Annotated in this window: 21 protein-coding genes and 1 tRNA gene; 10 read left to right on the top strand and 12 right to left on the bottom strand. The window is 67.6% G+C overall.

Annotated features, from left to right (window positions below; translation table 11 throughout):
- Window positions 1-754: hypothetical protein (locus tag BGO47_RS15090; RefSeq protein WP_366246898.1), on the top strand; the 754-nt coding region annotated here is incomplete at its 5' end.
- A gap of 39 nt (window positions 755-793) precedes the next feature.
- On the opposite strand, the gene BGO47_RS15085 is transcribed toward BGO47_RS15090, so the two are convergent.
- A complete protein-coding gene (locus BGO47_RS15085; RefSeq protein WP_292713262.1) occupies window positions 794-2389 on the bottom strand; it encodes a bifunctional NAD(P)/FAD-dependent oxidoreductase/class I SAM-dependent methyltransferase in 1596 nt (531 codons plus the stop codon).
- A 76-nt stretch (window positions 2390-2465) separates the two neighbouring features.
- Between BGO47_RS15085 and BGO47_RS15080 the strand changes: the two genes are divergently transcribed.
- The 4 genes from BGO47_RS15080 (at window position 2466) to BGO47_RS15065 (ending at window position 5576) form a co-directional block, all read left to right on the top strand.
- Window positions 2466-3020, top strand: coding sequence for an XRE family transcriptional regulator (locus BGO47_RS15080; RefSeq protein ID WP_292713260.1), 555 nt, complete (start codon window positions 2466-2468; stop codon window positions 3018-3020).
- Window positions 3021-3098: 78 nt separating this feature from the next.
- Window positions 3099-4841 (top strand): DEAD/DEAH box helicase, encoded by a 1743-nt coding sequence (locus BGO47_RS15075; RefSeq protein ID WP_292713259.1) that lies wholly within the window; start codon window positions 3099-3101, stop codon window positions 4839-4841.
- 20 nt (window positions 4842-4861) lie between these two features.
- Window positions 4862-4984 (top strand): hypothetical protein, encoded by a 123-nt coding sequence (locus BGO47_RS15070; protein WP_292713258.1) that lies wholly within the window; start codon window positions 4862-4864, stop codon window positions 4982-4984.
- A 25-nt stretch (window positions 4985-5009) separates the two neighbouring features.
- Complete coding sequence (locus BGO47_RS15065; protein ID WP_292713257.1) at window positions 5010-5576, top strand: LysM domain-containing protein; 567 nt, start codon at window positions 5010-5012, stop codon at window positions 5574-5576.
- Between the two features lie 195 nt (window positions 5577-5771).
- On the opposite strand, the gene BGO47_RS15060 is transcribed toward BGO47_RS15065, so the two are convergent.
- Together BGO47_RS15060 and trxA are read right to left on the bottom strand one after the other, a co-directional pair.
- A tRNA-Pro gene (locus BGO47_RS15060) sits at window positions 5772-5845 on the bottom strand.
- Window positions 5846-5913: 68 nt separating this feature from the next.
- Window positions 5914-6291 (bottom strand): thioredoxin, encoded by a 378-nt coding sequence (gene trxA / locus BGO47_RS15055; RefSeq protein WP_366246897.1) that lies wholly within the window; start codon window positions 6289-6291, stop codon window positions 5914-5916.
- A gap of 158 nt (window positions 6292-6449) precedes the next feature.
- Between trxA and BGO47_RS15050 the strand changes: the two genes are divergently transcribed.
- Window positions 6450-7169 carry a lysoplasmalogenase gene (locus tag BGO47_RS15050; protein WP_292713254.1) on the top strand — a complete coding sequence of 240 codons (720 nt, stop codon included), beginning with the start codon at window positions 6450-6452 and terminating at the stop codon, window positions 7167-7169.
- Complete coding sequence (locus BGO47_RS15045; protein WP_292713252.1) at window positions 7166-7540, top strand: RNA-binding S4 domain-containing protein; 375 nt, start codon at window positions 7166-7168, stop codon at window positions 7538-7540. The genes BGO47_RS15050 and BGO47_RS15045 overlap by 4 nt, the downstream gene beginning before the upstream one ends.
- Window positions 7541-7547: 7 nt before the next feature.
- Here BGO47_RS15045 and BGO47_RS15040 read toward each other — a convergent pair whose 3' ends face one another.
- Window positions 7548-8471, bottom strand: a complete 924-nt coding sequence (locus tag BGO47_RS15040) for an NUDIX hydrolase (RefSeq protein ID WP_292713250.1) — start codon at window positions 8469-8471, stop codon at window positions 7548-7550.
- A 227-nt stretch (window positions 8472-8698) separates the two neighbouring features.
- The gene (locus tag BGO47_RS15035; RefSeq protein WP_292713248.1) at window positions 8699-11176 is read right to left on the bottom strand and encodes an FAD-dependent oxidoreductase; all 2478 of its coding nucleotides are present in this window, start codon (window positions 11174-11176) and stop codon (window positions 8699-8701) included.
- 386 nt (window positions 11177-11562) lie between these two features.
- On the opposite strand from BGO47_RS15035, the gene BGO47_RS15030 reads away from it, so the two are divergent.
- From BGO47_RS15030 to BGO47_RS15020, 3 genes are read left to right on the top strand one after another with little or no spacing between them, the layout of a single operon-like run.
- Window positions 11563-13404 carry a ribonucleoside triphosphate reductase gene (locus BGO47_RS15030; protein ID WP_292713246.1) on the top strand — a complete coding sequence of 614 codons (1842 nt, stop codon included), beginning with the start codon at window positions 11563-11565 and terminating at the stop codon, window positions 13402-13404.
- A complete protein-coding gene (locus tag BGO47_RS15025) occupies window positions 13401-14165 on the top strand; it encodes an anaerobic ribonucleoside-triphosphate reductase activating protein (RefSeq protein ID WP_292713244.1) in 765 nt (254 codons plus the stop codon). Before BGO47_RS15030 ends, BGO47_RS15025 begins: the two co-directional genes overlap by 4 nt.
- A gap of 53 nt (window positions 14166-14218) precedes the next feature.
- Complete coding sequence (locus BGO47_RS15020) at window positions 14219-14398, top strand: hypothetical protein (protein ID WP_292713242.1); 180 nt, start codon at window positions 14219-14221, stop codon at window positions 14396-14398.
- Window positions 14399-14402: 4 nt separating this feature from the next.
- Here BGO47_RS15020 and der read toward each other — a convergent pair whose 3' ends face one another.
- Genes der through BGO47_RS14985 form a run of 7 tightly spaced genes read right to left on the bottom strand, consistent with a single transcriptional unit; the run spans window position 14403 to window position 20975 of the window.
- Window positions 14403-15938 (bottom strand): ribosome biogenesis GTPase Der, encoded by a 1536-nt coding sequence (gene der / locus BGO47_RS15015; RefSeq protein ID WP_292713241.1) that lies wholly within the window; start codon window positions 15936-15938, stop codon window positions 14403-14405.
- Between the two features lie 2 nt (window positions 15939-15940).
- Window positions 15941-16699, bottom strand: coding sequence for a (d)CMP kinase (cmk, locus tag BGO47_RS15010; protein ID WP_292713239.1), 759 nt, complete (start codon window positions 16697-16699; stop codon window positions 15941-15943).
- Window positions 16692-17825, bottom strand: coding sequence for a prephenate dehydrogenase (locus BGO47_RS15005; RefSeq protein ID WP_292713237.1), 1134 nt, complete (start codon window positions 17823-17825; stop codon window positions 16692-16694). Before BGO47_RS15005 ends, cmk begins: the two co-directional genes overlap by 8 nt.
- Window positions 17822-18661, bottom strand: coding sequence for a pseudouridine synthase (locus BGO47_RS15000; RefSeq protein ID WP_292713235.1), 840 nt, complete (start codon window positions 18659-18661; stop codon window positions 17822-17824). Before BGO47_RS15000 ends, BGO47_RS15005 begins: the two co-directional genes overlap by 4 nt.
- Window positions 18658-19242: an SMC-Scp complex subunit ScpB gene (gene scpB / locus BGO47_RS14995; protein ID WP_292713233.1), complete on the bottom strand. Its 585-nt coding sequence runs from the start codon at window positions 19240-19242 to the stop codon at window positions 18658-18660. The genes BGO47_RS15000 and scpB overlap by 4 nt, the downstream gene beginning before the upstream one ends.
- Window positions 19232-20089: a ScpA family protein gene (locus BGO47_RS14990; RefSeq protein WP_292713231.1), complete on the bottom strand. Its 858-nt coding sequence runs from the start codon at window positions 20087-20089 to the stop codon at window positions 19232-19234. Before BGO47_RS14990 ends, scpB begins: the two co-directional genes overlap by 11 nt.
- The gene (locus BGO47_RS14985; protein WP_292713229.1) at window positions 20073-20975 is read right to left on the bottom strand and encodes a ParA family protein; all 903 of its coding nucleotides are present in this window, start codon (window positions 20973-20975) and stop codon (window positions 20073-20075) included. Before BGO47_RS14985 ends, BGO47_RS14990 begins: the two co-directional genes overlap by 17 nt.
- Window positions 20976-21009: the final 34 nt, after the last annotated feature.

The following is a 21009-nucleotide window of genomic DNA, read 5'->3' as shown; positions in this document are numbered from 1 at the left end:
CACTGACCATCGCACGATGGCTCACCCCGTCGCGGTCACGACGCCGCGGGCCCGAAAGACCACCACCCCGCGGGACTCCAGGGCTGCTGAGCTGCTCCCTATGCCGACATCGGCGTGGGCGGCCTACCTCTCAGCCCATTCCGGACTTCCTGGTCCACGCGCGAATCTCGAGCTTGTCGCAGCGTTCGCCCCTCTCGCCGATGAGCCCACCATTGACGCACTCCTGACAACGGGCGACGAGTACCACGCCATGTGCGCGGCTGCCGCGCTCGGCATGCGAGTCGAGGGCGCGGCATCCGAAAAGCGCGCCCGGGAGCTTGCCGCCGACGCCCGGTGGCGCGTGCGCGAGGGCGTCGCGCTGGGCCTCCAGCTTCTGGGTGACGCCAGGCCCGCGGCGCTGGCATCGATCGTGGATGCGTGGGTCGACCGCGCCCATCCCCTCGTGCAGCGCGCCGCCCTCGCAGCAATCTGCGAGCCGCGCCTGCTGCGGGATCCTCGGATGGCAGAGCTCGCGCTGGACGCCTGTGAGCGCACGACCCAGTACCTCGCGAGCCAGCCGCCTGCGGAGCGGAAGACCCCAGACGTCCGAACCCTGCGACTGGCGCTGGGCTACTGCTGGAGCGTGGCTGTCGCCGCGGATCCGATGCGTGGCCTTCCCGTCTTCGCCGCCCTCGATACCGGCGATCCCGATGTCGCATGGATCGTGACTCAGAACTGCCGCAAGAAGCGCCTCTCACGCCTCCTCGACAGCTGAGACCGGGGCACCCTTCGCGCCCCAGGGGCGGTCACGCGCTCAGGTGGTTCGCACCGCCCGCAGCACGACATCCTCGACGTGGTGGCCACTCACCGCTCCGGCGGGGCGCGGCCGCGTCTCGTGCACGTCGATCCGCCACCCCTCCGATGCGGCGAGCGCGACCGCGATCTCGGTGACGCCGACGTACGCATCCGGGTCGAACATCGGCGTGTGTTCGGCAGGGTCGAGCCCCTCGCACGCCCACGCCGTGTCGTGGGAGACCACCAGCAGCGTGCCGCCGGGAGCCACTGCACCCAGAAGGCTGCGCACTCCCCTGCCGTCGGGAGTGCGGGCGAACGATCCGTATTGCAGCGAGACGAGGTCGAACGTCTCGCCGGCGTAGGGGTGGATGCTGTTGGCATCCACGTGCCATGTGCGCACGGCCAGTCCTCGACGCCGCGCTTCGTGCTCGACGCGGGCGAGTGCGCGGGAGGAAACGTCGGATGCCGTCACACGCCACCCGCGCTCGGCAAGCCAGAGGGCATCGCCGCCCTCGCCCGCCCCGACATCCAGAACAGTTCCCGGGGTGAGTCCGTCGACCTCAGCAACGAGCGTGCCGTTCGGGTTACCACTCCAGACCTGCTCGCCGCTGTAGCGACCGTCCCATTCGGTCTCGACGCCCGACGGGCGGGAGCTTGCGGCGAGATCTTCGTCGGCCAGGCTGAACGCGATCTGCGCGCCGACCATACTGCCGTTCGCGGCGGCGGGAAGCACCTGCAGGCTCGGGTCGACGACGTTACCTGCCGCGAATACGCCGTCCGCGGCCGTTCGGCCCGTGGCATCGGCGATCAGCGCCTCACCGAACCCTGTCGCGTGGGGAGTCGCTTCGAGCCCCAGACCGGCGAGCGCTTCGACGCGGGCATGGAACCGCGCGCCGACCAGCACGGCGTCCGCGGCGATTCGCGTGCCGTCGGTGAGGTCGATGCCGAGTGCGCCGTCAGCATCCGTCACCCGTGTCACGGTGCCGGCGATCACCGTGACACCGGATGCCTCAAGTCGGCGCACCGCCTCGGCATCCACCTCGACGCCGTCGTGCAGCACGACGGTCAGAGTGTCGGTGAGGTGGCGCATGAGCGGGGTCGGGTGCAACGTGAGCGGGCTCGTGACGATCTGGACGACGCGCTGGTCGCGCACCTCCCAGCCGTGACAGAAGGGGCAGTGAATCACCGAGCGACCCCACCGTTCGCGCAGGCCGTCGATCTCGGGCAGTTCGTCGGTGATCCCGGATGCCACGAGCACACGACGCGCGAGCAGGGCCCCTCCACCGGAGAGTTCGAGGCGGAACAGATCCCCGTCGCGGTGAACGTCGAGGACGCGCCCCGACAGCACCTCTCCGCCGTAGGAGCGGACTTCCTCCCGGCCGATCGCCCGTAGCTCGGCGGGCGGCGCACCTTCGCGCCCGAGGTAGCTGTGCATGTGCTCGGCCGGTGCGTTTCGCGGTGTGTTGTCGTCGATCACGATCACCGAACGGCGCTGGCGGACGAGCTGGAGTGCGCCGGCAAGGCCGGCAGCCGAGCCGCCGATGACGGCGACATCGCACCGGCGAATCATCGCGGGACCGCGGGTGTGGTGGTGAGACGAGTCGTGGGTGCCCATGCGTCGAGGCTAGACCGGCCTAGCGCATAGTGGATGCCAGCTTGCAATATCCGCAAGAGCAACGGATGCTGGACTCATGACCAGCACGGATGTCGAGACTCTCGCGCGGATGCGATTGCGCAGCATCCGCACCACCCTCGGGTACTCGCTCGATGAGATCGCCGAACGCAGTAACCTCAGTGCGTCAACGATCAGTCGCATCGAGACCGGTAAGCGCGCGCTCAGCATCGACGTTCTTGTGCCGCTCGCCGAAGCCCTCCAGGTGAGCGTCGACGACCTGCTGCGCGCCGAGGATGACGACGATGTCGTCATCCGACCGACTCAGCGTACTGACGGGGCGCGCACGACGTGGGCGCTGAACCGGGTCGACGGACGCACGATGGCGATGAAGATGCGCCTGGAGCCGGTGTCCGAGATCCCCGCCACGCGCGTGCATCCGGGTTTCGACTGGTTCCTCGTACTCGAGGGGCGGGTTCTGCTGCAGCTCGGCGAACGGCGCATCGAAGTTGCCCAGGGCGAGGCTGCGGAGTTCTCGACCATGACTCCCCATGCCATCAGCGCCGTCGACGGGCCCGCCGAGCTCGTGATGGTCTTCGACCGCGAGGGTCAGCGCGCGCACCTGCATCGGTGACGTTGTGGGGGGTTTCCCGCTCACCCTGGCGTGGATGCCGAATCGCGCCAAACCCACGGAGCGACTAGCGTCACACCTATGGCTTCTTCCCTCGAAAACGTAACCGACGAGGTTGAGCCTCCTCGATCCGAACCCGCATTCGCTGAGCTCGGTCTCAGCGACGCGGTCATGAAGGCGTTGAAGGACGTCGGGTACGAGACACCGTCCGCCATCCAGGCCGCCACCATCCCTCCTCTGCTCGCCGGACGCGACGTCGTCGGGCTCGCCCAGACCGGCACGGGAAAGACTGCGGCGTTCGCGCTGCCGATCCTCTCTCGACTCGATCTCTCGCAGAAGACGCCGCAGGCGCTCGTGCTCGCACCTACTCGTGAACTCGCCCTGCAGGTGTGCGAGGCGTTCGAGAAGTACGCGTCGCACCTGCGCGGCGTGCACGTGCTGCCCGTGTACGGCGGACAAGGTTATGGCCAGCAGCTCTCGGCTCTCCGCCGCGGGGTGCACATCGTGGTCGGCACCCCTGGCCGCATCATGGACCATCTCGACAAGGGCACACTGGATCTGTCGGAGCTGAAGTACCTCGTGCTCGACGAGGCCGACGAGATGCTGAAGATGGGCTTCGCCGAGGATGTCGAGACGATCCTCGACGACACCCCGAGCACCAAGCAAGTGGCTCTGTTCTCGGCGACGATGCCCGCGCAGATCCGGCGCATCTCGGCGCAGTACCTGAGCGACCCCGAAGAGATCACGGTCAAGACCAAGACCACCACCTCGGCCAATATTTCGCAGCGGTACCTGGTGGTGTCGTACCCGCAGAAAGTCGATGCGCTCACCCGCATCCTCGAGGTCGAGAACTTCGAGGGCATGATCGTCTTCACCCGCACGAAGAACGAGACCGAGACCCTCGCCGAGAAGCTGCGCGCCCGCGGATACACGGCAGCCGCGATCAGCGGCGATGTCGCGCAGGCTCAGCGCGAGCGCACCGTCAATCAACTCAAGAGCGGCAAGCTCGACATCCTGGTGGCAACGGATGTCGCGGCCCGAGGCCTCGACGTCGACCGCATCAGCCACGTCGTGAACTACGACCTACCGATCGACACCGAGTCATACGTCCACCGCGTCGGGCGAACGGGACGAGCCGGTCGCACGGGAGCAGCGATCAGCTTCGTCACCCCGCGCGAGCGGCGCATGCTGACCTCGATCGAGAAGGCCACTCGGCAGCCGCTGACCGAAATGAAGCTGCCGAGTGTCGACGACGTCAACGCCACACGACTCACGCGCTTCGACGACGCCATCACGGCGGCGCTCGCAGATCCCGAGCAGATCAGCCGGTTCCGCGACATCGTCGCGCACTACGTCGAGCATCACGATGTGCCCGAGGCGGACGTCGCGGCGGCGCTCGCCATCGTCGCGCAGGGCGACACGCCACTGCTGCTCGAGCCGGATGCCGCACCCGAGCCGCGCTTCTCACGTGATTCGCAGGACCGATCCGGGCACGGCGGACGGGACCGCGGCGACCGCTCCGATCGCGGCCCCCGCGGCGGAGGCGGATCTCGAACGACCTACCGGATCTCGGTCGGCCGGCGCCACAAGGTTGAGCCGCGTCAGATCGTCGGAGCCCTCGCCAACGAGGGCGGTCTTCGCCGCGAAGATTTCGGCGCGATCCAGATCCGCCCCGACTTCTCGCTCGTCGAGCTGCCAGCCGATCTGTCCCGCGACACGCTGAAGCGCCTCGAGAACACACGCATCAGCGGCAAGCTGATCGAGCTCAAGCCCGACCGTTTCGGCAACTCGGCTAAGCGCGAGAACCGCCCCCCGCGCCGCTGAGACGGCAGAGGCCTGCGATCATGACCCGCCGCAGCCGCTCCATTGCGACCATCGCGCTCGCGGCAGTCACGACCGGCATCCTCGGTGGCTGCGCACCCGGCTGGGCGCGAAGTCAGGTGTACCTCTCGGACCTCCTCACCTGAGCGTATGGGGCATAAGGTTCAGCGCATGAGCCGCGTCACCAGGATCGCTGTCCGAGCCGTCGCCGGCACCGCCGGTGTCGGTCTCGCTATCAGCCTCATTGCAGGGTGCTCAGCGTCGTCGGGAATGCTCACGGCATCCCCGGATGAGACGGATGCCGCGCCCGCGGGCGGGCCTCCTCTCACCGAGTCGACGACGCCCTCACAGCCCAGTGGAGCAGATCTGCAGACGATCGAGGGCCACACGTTCTCGGCGATAGGGCCCGGAGACTGCGCAACCAACGCGATGATCGCCATCGAACGGGAGGGGCCGGGGAAGCTCCTCGGAGAGCTCACTGACATGGGAACGTCGGGCTACGCATCCGGGCCGGTGGGGTACGACGAGCAGGGGAAGATCGAGACGTACACGGTCCAGCCCGGCGACGCACTAGCCGCCATCGGCGAGCGCTTCTGCATCGACTACATCACCGTCGGGGTCTACAACCATCGCACGCCTCCGGGAAAGACGATCCAGCCTGGCGACATTCTGGTGCTTCGCCCGGACCCTACCGTGACGTGGTCACCCGACGACGAGTACGCACCCCCGGCCCCCTAGGGCATCATGCGCAGAAGCGACCGTCCGTGACGAGGCTTGGTCGAGATGCCCCCGGTACGCCCGTCGAGGGCCCGGCAGGCCGCTACGCGGCGTGCGGAGCCTCCGGCGGCGTGGGCCCGCCTGAATAATCCGCTCGCGGAATCCGCTCGCGGAACGACGAAGGGCCCGCCTGCGGCGAGCCCTGCGTCGTTCCGGTCGGGATGACAGGATTTGAACCTGCGACCCCTTGACCCCCAGTCAAGTGCGCTACCAAGCTGCGCCACATCCCGGAGCCGCACCGAAGCGCGGACAACTCCCCTATCCTAGCCGGTCCTGGCAGCAGCGTACGAACCCAGCCCTAACCGACCTGGCCGGCAACCCACTGGCGCAGTTGCGGGGCCGGAAGAGCCCCGATCTGCCGCGACCTCTCAACGCCGTCGCGATAGAACAGCAGAGTCGGAATGCTCTGGATGCCGTGACGCTGCGAAACGCGCGGCGACTCATCCGAGTTCACCTTCACGACCTTGAGCTTGCCGGCGAACTCTCGCGACATCTGTTCGACGATCGGCGAGACCATCCGGCACGGGCCGCACCACGGCGCCCACACGTCAACCAGCACGGGAAGCGTTGCATCACCCACGACAGCGTCGAACGAAGCGTCGTCGGCCTCCACGAGCCAGGGCAGATCCGCGTGACACGCGGCACAACGGACCTTGCCGGCGCGCGCCGCCGGCACCCGATTCTTCGCACCACACGACGGACATGCCACCACTATCGATTCCGCCATTTTGACTCCCTCCGCGTTCATTCTCGCGATCCGCGAGCGACCAGCGCTACCTCTCGCGCACTCACCAGCAATAGGGTGGGAGCGGTTTCCTACACGAAGGAGTGTCTGTGACCGTTGATGCTGCCACGACCCGAGTCGCGGCATCCGATCTCTCCCCACGCTGGTGGTGGGGGTTCCTGCCCTACGCAGCCGTGTCGATCGTGCACGTGACGGCGCTGCTGTCGGGATGGGATGCCGTCAGCGGCCCGACCAAGCTCGCCCTGATGCCGCTCCTCGCGGTGGCGGTGCTCTGGGGCGGTCGGGGTTCGCAGTGGGGTCCGCCCTACACACTGCTGTTCGTCGCACTCGCGCTGTCATGGCTTGGCGACGGCGCGGCGACCTTCTTCCCGTTCCTGGACGATGAACTGCCGGCGATGCTCCTCTGCTTCGGCCTCGCGCACGTCGCCTACATCGTGCTGTTCTGGCGATTCCTCGCGGTTCGTCGCCTGCCGTGGTGGTCCGCCATCTACGCGCTGTGGTGGATCGTCCTGGTGGTGTACCTCTGGCCCACCCTCGGAGGACTCGCGGTGGCAGTCGCGGTGTACGGGCTCGTCCTCGGCGGCACCGCCGTGCTCTCCACCCGGTGCCACCCCGCGATCGCGTGGGGCGGCGCCTTCTTCCTGGTCTCCGACACGGTGCTCGCGTTCCGGCTCTTCCTGCCCGAAACCATGCCCTCGGGAAGCAGTGCGCTCGTCATGATCACCTACACGCTCGGGCAGGGGCTCATCGCCGTGGGAGCGGTGATCGCGACCCACGCGGCCCGGGCCGCGAGAGAATCGACGGTGTGACCGACTCCGTCCGCGTCGACGCCTGGCTCTGGGCCATCCGGGTCTACAAGACCCGCTCCGCAGCCACCGCCGCATGCCGCGCGGGGCATGTGCGCGTCGGCGGCGACCGGGCGAAGGCCGCGCAGCCCGTGCGGATCGGCGACGAGCTGCGCGTCCGGATCGCAGGCTTCGATCGGATCCTCGTCGTCAAGCAGCTGCTGACCAAGCGCGTCGGAGCACCGGCGGCAGCCCTCGCAATAGACGACCGTACCCCGGCCCGCCCGTCGCGGGAAGAGACGCCGTTCGTCCCGGTTCGCGACCGCGGAGCGGGCAGGCCGACCAAGCGCGAACGCCGTGACATCGATCGACTGCGGGGCCGATCGGCCGAGTAACTCTGGGCTACGCGCGATCGTCGAGCTGATCGAGCAGCCAGCCGGCCCCGACCACCCGCGCATCGGCAGCGCTCACCCGGTCGGCGAGCCCTCTGTCGCTGGTCACGACGACGACCTGTTCGCCGCTCGCGACCCGCCGCTGCGTCTCGGCGACGATCTCGTCATCCCCCTCGCCGGGGGCCAGCACCACACGGATGCCGGCGCCTGAGTCATCCGCGGATGGGGCCGCGCCTTTGGCCTGCCCCTCGAGCACGACCGAGATTTCGGGGAACCAGTGCGCGCCCGGAAGCTCGAGCGCGTCGGCATCCACTCCCCGCGCCTGCCAGTGCCGAACCCGTTCGAGCAGGCGCTCGGCGGCACCCGCGCGGTCGCGCCACCATCCGTCGGGAACCGAACCCACGACGTTCGCAGCATCGATCACGATAGCCGGGCGCACCGACAGCAGCGGGCGAAGATGCGCCCACGCCGACGCGAACCCCGGATGCAGCGGCCGCTCGGCCACCTCCTCCACCGGAACCCACTCGAGGGCAACGCTCTCGGCATCCGCAATCTGCGGGTCGAACGGCTCGATGACGTCGGCGATCACTGTCGTGTACGACCAGATCCCGAGGTCGAGAACGCTCCAGAAGCGCTGCCGAACGGCATCCTGCGGCACCGCGGCTTCCTCGCGCGCCTCGCGGAGCGCCGCCACACCGGCATCCTCGTTCTCGTGTCGCGCGCCGCCGGGCAGCGCCCAGGTTCCGCCGTGGTGGCTCCAGCCGACGCGGTGCTGCAACAGGATGCCGCGCTCGGCATCCACAGCAAGAAGACCCGCCGCGCCGAACCGGCCCCAGTAGCGCTCCCCCGTCGGCGCGATCACCCATGCGTCACCGGGATCGCGCGGGCCCATCGGGCGGCGCGGCTCTCCGGGAGCCGGGGGTTCGATCGTCACGATCTCAGCCTGTCACACCGAGCGGGCTCCCCCGGTCGCGAGCCATTTTCCATTTCAGTCGCGCCGACGTGCGGCATCCGTTTCGCCAAACCCGCACCACGGCGCGACCGACAACAGAGAACACCACCACTCGGGCACATCCTCCCACTCAGTCGCGGCGAACTGCGACCTCCGGCTCGCCAAACCCGCACCACGGCGCGACCGAACGCCCCGAAGCGCACCGCGAGCTAGATAAACAGGGTCGTCCCGGACTTCTGCGCCTCGCCGAGGAAGGTCGCCACGCCACCAAAGTCGATGCCGTCCTGCAGGTCGCTCTCAGCGATACCGAGAAGATCCATCGTCATCGTGCATGCGACCAGCTGCGCGCCGCCTTCGCGCGCCGATGCCATGAGCTCCTCGAGAGTCGGGACGTTGTGCTGCTTCATCACGTCCTTGATCATCTTCGGCCCCATTCCCGCCATGTTCATCTGAGACAGCGGCAGGTGGCCGGCATCCGAAGGCATCATCATGGCAAACATCCGGTCCATGACCTTCTTCTCGCGCGGCGGCGCATCGTGCCGGCGCAGCATGTTCAGCCCCCAGAACGTGAAGAACATCGACACCTTCTGCCCCATCGCAAGCGCACCGTTCGCGATGATGAAGGCGGCGATCGCCTTGTCGAGATCTCCCGAGAAGACGACGAAGGATGTCTGATTCAGCGTCTGCAGGGCCCGCGGAGCATCCGTTCCCGCGCTCTTGCGGAAGGTCGCGACATACCCCGGACCCTCGGGCGCGATCGCGAGCATCTCGTGTCCGTGGCTCGCAGCCCACGCCGGAGCGTCGTGCGCGAACCCGGGATCCGAGACGTGCACGACGACGTCATCGCCCGGCTGCAGCTCATCCATCTGCTTCGTGAGCTTCATGATCGGCCCGGGGCACGCGAGCCCCGTGCAGTCGAGGTCGACCACCTGACCCGATCCCTTCACCTGAGCGAGCAGATCGGATGCCTCGGCATAGTGGATTTCCGCGGGCTTCGCAATGAACCCGACCGGCTCAAGATCGTGGAAGAAGCGGAAGGTCGTCGAGCCGCCCGAGAGCGTCCGCACATCGGTGAAGCCGCGCTGCACGAGCGCGCGATAGGCGAGGTAACTGCGGAATCCGACCGCGCAGTACAGCCGGATGGGAACATCACGATCCCAGCTCTCGCACGCCTCACGAAGGATGCCCAAAGGCACGTTCTCGGCTCCCGAGATGTGCCAGATGTCGTACTCGACGTCGGTGCGCACATCGATGATGCGGCATCCGTCGGTCGCTGCCGGATAGTCCTTCGCGTACCAGAGCTTCAGATCACCGCTGAGCACATTGCTTGCGACGAATCCCGCCATGTTCACGGGGTCCTTGGCTGACCCAAACGGCGGTGCGTACGCGAGCTCGAGGTGCTCGAGATCGTGGACTGTCGCGCCGAGCCGGATCGCCGTCGCGAAGACATCCAGCCGCTTGTCGGCCCCGTCGAAACCGGCGATCTGTGCGCCGAGCAGTTTGCCGTCCGTGGGCGAGAACGTGACCTTGATGTGCATCTGCGCCGTGCCCGGGTAGTAGCCGGCGTGCCCCGACGGATGCACGTGCGCGGTGAGGTAGTCAACGCCAGCCCGCTCAAGTTGCCGCTCGTTGGCACCCGTCGCGCCCGCGGTCATGTCGAACACCTTCACGATGGAGGTGCCCTGGGTCGAGAGATACTCGGTCGTGCGGCCGCAGATGTTCTCGGCTGCCACGCGCGCCTCGCGGTTCGCGGGTCCGGCAAGAGGGGTGATCCAGCGCCCCGGCAGCACCGTGTGGGCCGTCTCGACGGCATCTCCCGCCGCCCAGATGTGCGGGTCGGAGGTGCGCATGTGCGTGTCGACGACGATCCCGCCGCGCTCTCCGATCTCGAGCCCCGCCTCGCGGGCCAGACCCACGTTGGGTCGCACGCCCGCCGAGAGCACGACCAGGTCCGCCGGGAGCGACCGGCCGTTGTTGAGTTCGACCCGCAGCATCCCGTCGGATGCCCGGGTGAAGGCAGCCGCAGCAGTGCCGAGCTGCAGTTCGACCCCCCGCCCCCGAGCGTGCTGCTCGACCGGAATCGAGACGTCCTTATCGAGGGGCGGCAGGATTTGGTCGGCAAGCTCGACGAGGGTGACCTCGGCTCCGCGGTGAATGAGGTTCTCGGCCATCTCGATGCCGATGTAGCCCGCGCCGATGACCACGGTCTTCGCGGGACGGCCCTGCGCCGCGGCGGCGGCGAGAGCCTCGTCGAGGCGCGACTTGATGGCGTCCATGTCAGTGACGTTTCGCAGGGTGTGGATGCCGGGAAGGTCGATTCCCGGAAGCGGAAGCTGCAGCGGATCGGCGCCCTGGCACAGCGCGAGCGCGTCGTAGGACTCGGTGTACTCGCGCCCGGTCGCGACCTCGCGCACCGTCACCGTCTGGGCCGCGGGGTCAAGACCGACGACATCCTGGCCGATGCGCACATCGATGTCGAGCGATTCGCGAAGACTCTCGGGTGTCTGGAGCAGGAGGCGGCTCCGATCGGCGATGACACCGCCGATGTGGTACGGCAGACCGCAGTTCGCGAACGACACGTACTCGCCCCGCTCGAGAACGACGATCTCGGCCGACTCGTCCAGACGGCGAGCCCTCGCCGCGACGGATGCTCCGCCGGCGACTCCTCCGACGACGACGATCTTCATGGTGTTCTCCTCGCATTCGGGCCGCAGCGGTTCGCGGCTCCGAGATGAAGGTACTCCCGGGGGTATATCCCAGTTAGGGGCGAAGGTCCCCTACACGCGGCTATCCCCCGTTCAGTCGCGCCTTGCTGCGGCATCCAGCACTCACCACCCGCACCACGGCGCGACCGAACCCGTTGCTTAGCCCGCTGGTACTCCTCCGCGGCGAATTCTGTGTGACCGACACGCGAACCTGTCGAGCCTCACAATGCGGATTGGGCACGTGTGGTCTGACCATGTGGAACACCACATATTGTGTCGCAAACGAGATTGAGCGCTGCATATAGTGGCATCCCGCACTGCGCGAGAGCTTTCAAACCAGCGCCACCGCACCCCGAAAGAAGCCGCCGATGAACCGTCGTATCTCCGCCACGCCACGTACCGTCGCCGTCTCCGAAACGATCAACGAGTACCTGTCGCAGTCTGACTGGCGTGTGAACGCCAACGCCAACCAGGGCTACTCACTGGGCGGCATGATCCTCAACACAGCGGGCAAGGTCATCGCCAACTACTGGCTCGACGAGGTCTACGCGCCCGAGGCTGGAGCCGCGCACCGCGATGGCGACATCCACATCCACGATCTCGACATGTTCGCGGGCTACTGCGCCGGATGGTCGCTCCGCGCGCTCCTCGAGCAAGGCTTCAACGGTATCCCCGGGCGCATCTCCTCTGCTCCCCCACGGCACCTCTCGGCAGCGATGGGCCAGATGGTCAACTTCCTCGGCACGCTGCAAAACGAGTGGGCCGGCGCGCAGGCTTTCAGCTCCGTGGACACCTACCTCGCGCCGTTCGTCCGGATCGACGGACTCTCGTACGAACAGGTGCGCCAAGCCGTGCAGGAGTTCGTCTTCAACCTCAACGTCCCCTCCCGCTGGGGCACGCAGACGCCCTTCACGAACCTCACCTTCGACTGGACGTGTCCCGATGACCTAGCCGACCAGCATCCGCTCATCGGCGGCGTCGTCCAACCCTTCACCTACGGCGACCTCGCCGACGAAATGGCGATCATCAACCGCGCCTTCATCGATGTGTACAGCCAGGGGGATGCCGAGGGTCGTGCCTTCACCTTCCCTATCCCGACCTACAACATCACGAAGGACTTCGACTGGGACTCGCCCAACGTCGACGCCCTGTTCGCGATGACCGCCCGCTACGGCCTGCCCTACTTCCAGAACTTCGTCAACTCCGACCTCGACCCGCACATGATCCGTTCGATGTGCTGCCGGCTCCAGCTCGACCTGACCGAGCTGCTCAAACGCGGCAACGGTCTGTTCGGATCGGCCGAGCAGACCGGATCCGTCGGGGTCGTGACGATCAACTGTGCACGCCTGGGCTACCTCTTTCCCGGCGACGCCGACGGCGTCCTGCGCCGCCTCGACGCGCTGCTCGAGGTCGCCCGCGACAGCCTCGAGGCAAAGCGCGAGGTCATCGGCCGTCACATCGAGGGCGGCCTCTTCCCCTACACGAAGCGCTACCTCGGCACCCTCGACAACCACTTCTCGACCATCGGCGTCAACGGCATCAACGAGTTCGTCCGCAACTACACCCTCGACGCGCACGACGTCACGGATGACGAAGGTATGAACCTTGCGACGTGGCTGCTCGAACACGTTCGTGCCCGCATGGTCGAATTCCAGGAGCAGACGGGGCACATGTACAACCTCGAGGCGACACCCGCCGAGAGCGCGACCTACCGGTTCGCACGCCTGGACATCGCCCGCTTCGGCGACGAGAGCGACACCGACGGCATCCGCCATGCCGGCACCGCCGACCACCCGTACTACACGAACTCCTCGCAACTCCCGGTCGGCTACACCGACGACCCGTTCGAGGCGATGCAGCTGCAAGAGCCGCTGCAGCAGCTCTACACCGGCGGGACCGTGCTGCACCTGTACCTCGGCGAAGCTGTCGCGTCGGGATCCGTCTGCAAGAACCTCGTTCGGCGCTCGCTCGAACGGTTCCGGCTCCCCTACCTCACCGTCACACCGACCTTCTCGATCTGTCCCGCACACGGATACGTTTCGGGCGATCATCCGCTCTGCCCGCGCTGCGGTCGAGACTGCGAGGTGTGGACGCGCGTCATGGGCTACTTCCGGCCGGTGTCATCGTTCAACATCGGCAAGCAGGGCGAAGCCGCTGAGCGGGTCTACTTCGACGCACACCGAGCCACGAAAGATGCAGCACGGCCATGAGTGGCACACCAGTGACCGTCATCGCCCCCCTTCTCGCCGACGAGCTGAGCATCGCCGGGCTCACGCGATTCTCGGGTTCGGACTGGCCCGACCGCCTCGTCGCGACGGTCTTCCTCCAGGGCTGTCCGTGGGACTGCATCTACTGCCACAACCCCGACCTGATCGACCCCCACAGCGCGGGCACGATCACGTGGCGCGAGGTCCTCGCGTTCCTCGAACAGCGTCGTGGACAGCTCGATGGCGTCGTCTTCTCCGGCGGCGAGCCGACGATGCAGACCGCGCTCCTGCCCGCCATAGACGATGCGCGACGCCTCGGCCTGCGCGTCGGCCTGCACACCGGGGGAGCTTTCCCGCAGCGGTTGGATGCCGCCCTCCCCGCTGTCGACTGGGTAGGCCTCGACATCAAGGCGTCCGCCGCCGACTACGCCACCATCACGCAGCGGCGCGGCAGCGGCATCCATGCCTGGCGGTCGCTGCGACTCGTGCTGGATGCCGCACGTGCCCGCGCCGGCAGCGACCACCCCCTGGCGTACGAGGTGCGCACGACCGTCGACCCGAGGCTCACCGACGCCGACCGGCTGCGCCTCCTCGGTGAACAGCTCCTCGCCGAAGGTGTGCGGTGGTGGGCCCTGCAGCGAGCCCGGGATGTGGGCACGAGACCGGATGCAGCGACCGTTCCCGCTACCGCGACAACAGACGACCTCGTCGAGATGATCGCCGCCGAGTTCGCCGGAGCATTCCCCAGCGTCCTCACGCGCTGATCGCGATTGTCAAGACCCTCCCACGACCGAAGCACGAGTGCTCGGGTGGTCTCATGGGAAACGCACACGACCACGAGATGATCGAGACTCCAGAGAACGGCGAAACTCACGGTCAGTGGGAAGACCACGACTTCGGTAACGCCGAATCAGGCACCGACAAGGGCACCGGGGACCCGGGCGACGACCGCTCGCACCTGCAGGACCTGCCGCCGGCACAGACCGACGGCGCCTGAACGCTCAGCGCTGGCGGCGCTCGCGGACTCGCATGTTGAGCACGATCGGCGTCCCCTCGAAACCGAACAGCTCGCGCAAGCGACGCTGGATGAACCGGCGGTAGCCGGGGTCGAGGAATCCGGTCGTGAACAGCACGAACGTCGGCGGGCGCGTGGCGGCCTGCGTGCCGAACAGGATGCGGGGCTGCTTGCCACCGCGCAGCGGGTGCGGGTGCTCGGCGACGAGTTCGGCCAGGAAGGCGTTGAACTTGCCGGTCGGGATCCGCTGATCCCACGACTCCAACGCCGTCTCGAGCGCGGGAACGAGCTTCTCGAGATGGCGTCCGGTCCGCGCGGAGATGTTCACCCGCGGGGCCCACGAGACGTGCGCGAGATCCTGTTCGATCTCACGCTCCAGGTACCGGCGACGATCCTGGTTCTCGAGTTCGGGCGTCGCGAGCAGGTCCCACTTGTTGAACGCGAGCACGAGCGCACGCCCGGACTCCAGCACCAGATCGATGATCCGCACGTCCTGCTCGCTGAGCGTCTGGCTGACATCGAGCACGACGACGGCGACCTCGGCCTTCTCGAGCGCCGCTGACGTGCGAAGCGACGCGTAGAAGTCGGCACCCTGCTGCAGGTGAACTCGACGACGGATGCCGGCAGTGTCGACGAAGGTCCACAGGCGCCCGCCGATCTCGACGATCTCATCGACCGGGTCGCGCGTCGTTCCCGCCAGGTCGTTGACGACAACCCGCTCCTCGCCCGCGGCTTTGTTCAGCAGCGACGATTTGCCCACGTTGGGGCGACCGAGGATGGCGACGCGGCGCGGTCCACCGATCTCGTGCTTGGCTACCGCCGAGACATCCGGCAACACCTTCATGAGCTCATCGAGCAGGTCAGCGACCCCGCGGCCGTGGATCGCGGAGACCGGATGCGGCTCCCCGAGCCCCAGGTTCCACAGCGCGGCAGCTTCGGGCTCCTGGCGGGCGTCGTCGATCTTGTTGGCGACGAGGAACACCGGCTTGCCGCTCTTGCGCAGCAGTTTGACGACATGCTCGTCGGTCGAGGTAGCCCCAACCATCGCGTCGACCACGAACAGCACGACATCCGAAAGATCGATCGCGATCTCGGCCTGCGCCGCCACCGATCGGTCGATCCCGCGCGCGTCGGGCTCCCATCCGCCGGTGTCGACGAGGGTGAAGCGTCGGTCCATCCACTCGGCCTTGTAGGTCACCCGGTCACGCGTGACACCGGGAGTGTCCTCGACGACAGCCTCGCGGCGCCCGAGGATCCGGTTCACGAGCGCCGACTTGCCGACGTTCGGACGCCCGACGATCGCGACGACCGGGAGAGCCGGCAGATACTCGATCCCGTCCTCACCCGCAACGAGCCCCGCGAGAACCGCGGCGTCGTCCTCATCGAGGTCGTAGTCGTCAAGAGTCGCTCGCAGCGCTGCTGCCCGCGACTCGGCGAGCGCGTCGTCGAGATCCGCGAGAGTATCGGCGAGGTTGTCATCCCCCGCCGCTGTCTCGTCGAACTCATCACCGGTGGTGCTCATTGTCAGTCCTTCCCCTCCACGTCGGGGTCTCCTCGGTCGGCGCCCTCGATCGAGGCGCCCGCGAGGTCCCGGCGGGCGACGGCGAGCACTTCGGCTACCGTCTCGTCAAAATCCAACGCGGTCGAATCGACCACGGCAACCCCCGGAGCGGCGGTCAGAAAGTCCACGACCTTCGAGTCCGACGAATCGCGGCGCCGCAACGCCTCAGCGACCTCCGCCGCGGTCGAGCCGCTGATCTCAGCGCTGCGTCGCGCCGCCCGGACCGCGGGATCGGCTGTCAGCAGAATGCGCGCCGGAGCGTCAGGCGCAACAACCGTCGTGATGTCCCGCCCCTCGACGACGACGCCGGGGCGACCGGATGCCGCCACCAGTCGCCGGAACGCCGCATTGATCGTCCGCCGGATCGCAGGGACCCGGGCGACGCCGCTCACGGCATCCGTCACCCGCTGCTCACGAATAGCCTCGGTCACATCGACCTCGCCCGATCGCACCCAGTAGTCGTCGGGGTCAAGGGAGATGCGAAAGTCGAAGTCGCTGACAGCTTCCAACACAGCGGTGGCATCGGAGGTATCGACCTCGCGCGCCAGCGCATGCCAGGCAAGAGCCCGATACGCCGCTCCCGTGTCGAGGTAGCCGAACCCGAGCGCACGAGCCACCTGCTTCGACACGCTGGACTTGCCGCTGCCTGCGGGGCCGTCAACCGCGACGATCACGACGTCGGAGTCGGCTGTGTCGGCAGCGGTGTGAGAGGCGTCAGTCATTGGTGGTGCTCGCGATCTTCCATCCGCGCTCTTCGAGTCCGGCCGTCGCCTCGCGCAGCACGGCTGGCGCAACAGCGATTTCGGCGAGGCCGAACGGAGCCCCCGGCGAATGCTCCAACCGGAAGTCCTCAACGTTGACCGCGAGCGCGCCCAGGTCACCGAACAGGCGGCCGAGCTGACCAGCGGTGTCATCGACCATCACCACGAGTGAGGCGAAGCGACGATTCTGGCCATGCTTGCCGGGCAGACGCTCGACACCGTCGTTGCCGCGACGGATCGCGTCGGCGATCTCGCGCCGGGCACCGGGCGCCTCGGGGGTGCGCAGTGCCTCGGCGACGGCGGCGAGATCCTGCGACAACGCGTCGAGGATGTCGACGACAGGGGCGGCGTTGGCCGAGAGAATCTGGACCCACAGCTCGGGAGCCGACGCGGCGATCCGGGTCGTGTCGCGCACGCCCTGACCGGCGAGCCTCAGGGATCCGTCGGGGGCGTCGGTGAACCGGCCCGCCAGCAGGCTCGCCACCAGCTGCGGGACGTGCGAGACCAGGGCGACCGAACGGTCGTGGTCTTCTGGGGTCATCTCGATCGGGGTCGCCCCGAGATCCAGCGCGAGTGCTTCCACGAGCGCGAGGTCGGATGCCGGGGTCTTGCCGTCGCGGCAGACCACCCACGGGCGTCCGATGAACAGATCGGCCCGCGCCGAGATGGCACCGCCCCGCTCGCGACCGGCCAACGGATGCGACCCGATGTAGTGCGTGAGGTCGACGCCGCGAGCTTGCAGCTCCTGCAACGGCTCGAGCTTGACGCTCGCGACATCCGTCACAACGGCAGCAGGGAACGTGCGCAGCTCCCGCTCGACGACGTCGGCGACGACATCCGGCGGAACCGCGACGACGATGAGCGTGGGCTCGTCGGCGGGTGACGCGGCACGCCCGGCGCCGTAATCGATCGCAAGTCGCAGCTGCGAGGGCGAAGCATCCTCGAGCACGACATCCACACCCAGCGCTCGCAGCGCGTGCCCGACGCTGGCGCCGAGAAGACCGGCGCCGACAACGCGGACCGTGCCGGTGACGCGCGGGGTCAGCGAACCATCGCCGGTCACAGCTGACGTATCGGTGCTCGTCACGGGGAAGTCTCCTGAGAATCGGGCGACGAAGAGTCGTCAGCCTCGTGGCGCGGGGTCTCTTGCTGCGGGTCACCCTCGCGGCGCGCAAGAGTCAGCAATGCGCCACGTTCTACTGTAGTCAACTCCCGCACAGCCCCAACCGGGAGGCTTCCCAGGTGCAGCGGGCCGAACTGTCGGCGCACCAGTTCAACGACCGGATGCCCCACCTCGGCCATCATCCGTCGCACGATGCGATTACGGCCCGAGTGCAGCGTGAGTTCCACGAGCGAGCCACCTCCGGCATCGGATGCCGACAGCAGCCGCGCCTTGTCGGCGGCGATCGGTCCGTCCTCGAGCGTCACACCACGGGTCAGCCGCGCAATCGTCTGCGGCGTCACGCGACCTTCGACCTTGGCGATATACACCTTCGTCACCCCGAACGAGGGGTGCGAGAGCACATGCGCGAGGTCGCCGTCGTTCGTGAGAACGAGCAGCCCGCTCGTATCGGCATCCAGGCGTCCGACGTTGAAGAGTCGCTCCGACCACTCCGCCGCGTATTCGCGCAGGTCCGGCCTGCCCCGCTCGTCGCGCATCGAACTGACGACGCCGCGCGGCTTGTTGAGCACGACATAGCGCTTGCTCTCATCGAGCTGCACCGCGACGCCGTCGACATCCACCAGGTCCGTGGTCGGATCGATACGCGTCCCGAGTTCGGTCACGACCCGCCCGTTCACCCGAACGCGTCCCGCCGCGATCAGCTGCTCAGAAACGCGGCGCGATGCGACACCGGCCGCGGCGAGCACCTTCTGCAGGCGCACCCCGTCGGGGCTCTCTGAGGGGAATCCGGAGGCCGTCATCGGATCGACTCCCCCGCGAAACCGTCTGCACCGTCATCGAGTAGGGGTGAGATGTGCGGGAGTTCATCGAGCGAGTTGATACCAAGGTTCACGAGCAGGGCATCGGTCGTGCCGTAGTGGATAGCCCCGGTATCGGGGTCTGTGAACACCTCGGTGATGAGGCCTCGCGACAGGAGCGTCCGCACCACCGAATCGACGTTGACGGCACGGATCGCCGCGACCTGACCGCGGGTGACGGGCTGCTTGTAGGCGATCACGGCGAGCGTCTCGAGGGCCGCCTGCGAGAGCCGCGACGGAGCCTGCGTTCCGACGAAGTCGCTCACGAGATCGTCGAACTCCTCCCGCACGTACAGCCGCCAACCACCGCCGACCTCGCGCAGTTCGAACCCGCGCTTGGGTCCGCCGGTCAGACCGTCATAGTCAGCGACGAGGGTCTCGATGGCCTGACGGACGGCGGGCACCGGTGCGCCCACCGCCGCGGCAAGGCTCACGAGGCTGTGGGGTTCGTCGAGGATCATCATGATCGCCTCGAGCCGGCGCGTGATGTCGGAGGCGAATTCTGAAGTCGTGTCATCGGTCATAGTCGGCTCCCAGTGTGGCAAGGTTCTCGTCCGACCACCGCTCGGCGGTCCAGCGCAGCGTGAGCTCACCGAGGGGTTCGACCTGCTCGAACGAGAGTGCCGCGTGCCGATACAGCTCGAGCACCGACAGGAAGCGGGCCACCACGATCCCGGGTTGGTCGACGCCTGCGATCAGTTCACGAAAGTTCAGCGAGCCGGAGCTTCGAAGCATCGTCACGACGACAGCCGCCTGTTCCCGGATGCTGACCAGCGGCGCGTGCAGGTGATCGAGCCCCACGTGGGGAATCTCCTTCGGCGCGAAGGCGAGCATCGCGAGCGCTGCGAAGTCCTGGGCAGAAAGCGTCCAGACCAGTTCCGGAACGGCATCCCGGTACTTCGCATCGAGCCGCACAGTGCGCGCGTGACGTGTGTCTTCGCGCACGAGGCTGCGCCCGAACCACGCCGAGACCTCCTTGAACGCGCGGTACTGCAGCAGTCGGGCAAAGAGCAGGTCGCGGGCTTCGAGCAGCGCGACGCTCTCGGCATCCACCAGCTCGCCCTGCGGCAGAAGTCCCGCGACCTTCATGTCCAGAAGCGTTGCTGCAACAACCAGGAACTGCGACGACTCGTCCAGGTCGTGCTCTGGCCCGAGGGCGCGCACATGGGCGATGAACTCGTTGGTGACCTCACTGAGCGAGACCTCGGTGATGTCGAGCTCGCGCTTGCTGATGAGGGTCAGCAGCAGGTCGAACGGACCGTCGAACACGTCGAGCGTGACGCGGAACCCGCTGTCAGCCCCGGCCGTCCCATCCGCCCCGGCACCGGGAGCGGCATCCGTCGCGCTCGAGGGCTCAGGCGACGGCGCCACGGGCGACGAGCTCTCGCGCGAGCCGCAGATAGGCCTGGGCCGCGGCGTGTTCGGGAGCAAACGTCGTGATCGGCATCCCCGACACCGAAGCGTCGGGGAACTTCACGGTGCGACCGATCACGGTCTCCAGGACGTCATCGCCGAATGCCTCGACGACACGCTCGAGCACCTCGCGCGAGTGCAGCGTTCGCGGGTCGTACATGGTCGCCAGAACCCCATCGAGCCGGATGTCGGGGTTCAGGCGGTCGCGGACCTTATCGATCGTCTCGATGAGCAGCGCAACCCCGCGCAGGGCGAAGTACTCGCACTCCAGCGGAATGATCACGCCGTGGCTGGCGGTAAGCGCGTTCACGGTCAGCAGGCCCAGCGAAGGCTGGCAGTCGATGAGGATGACGTCATACTCCCCCGCGACCTTGCGCAACACGCGGGCAAGAATCGTCTCGCGTGCTACCTCGTTGACCAGGTGCACTTCCGCCGCCGACAGATCGATGTTGGCGGGAAGGACGTCGAGCCCTGGCACCGCCGACGGAATGATCGCGTCGTGGGGGTCTCGCTTGGTGTCCAGCAGCAGGTCGTAAACGGTCGGCACGTCGTGGGTGGGGATACCCAGACCCGCAGTCAGCGCCCCCTGGGGGTCGAAGTCCACGGCGAGCACGCTGCGCCCGTACTCGGCAAGAGATGCCGCCAGATTGATGGTGGTGGTGGTCTTGCCGACGCCACCCTTCTGGTTGCACAGGGCGATGATCCGGGCTGGACCGTGCGAGGACAGCGGCTTCGGAGTGTCGAAGCCCCGATAGGGGCGACCGGTGGGGCCGAGGATGTCGGATTCCGCACCCGCCGTCGCGCCTCGTTTGCTGCCCGCCACCGACTCTCCTGACTTCGCCATGCCGTTGATCGATTCTAGTCACCGAGCGTTCACC

Origin of the sequence: Microbacterium sp. 67-17 (assembly GCF_001898325.1) — a bacterium.
In the GTDB taxonomy this organism is placed as follows: domain Bacteria; phylum Actinomycetota; class Actinomycetes; order Actinomycetales; family Microbacteriaceae; genus Microbacterium; species Microbacterium schleiferi.
This window is presented reverse-complemented; position numbering and strand designations above follow the sequence as displayed.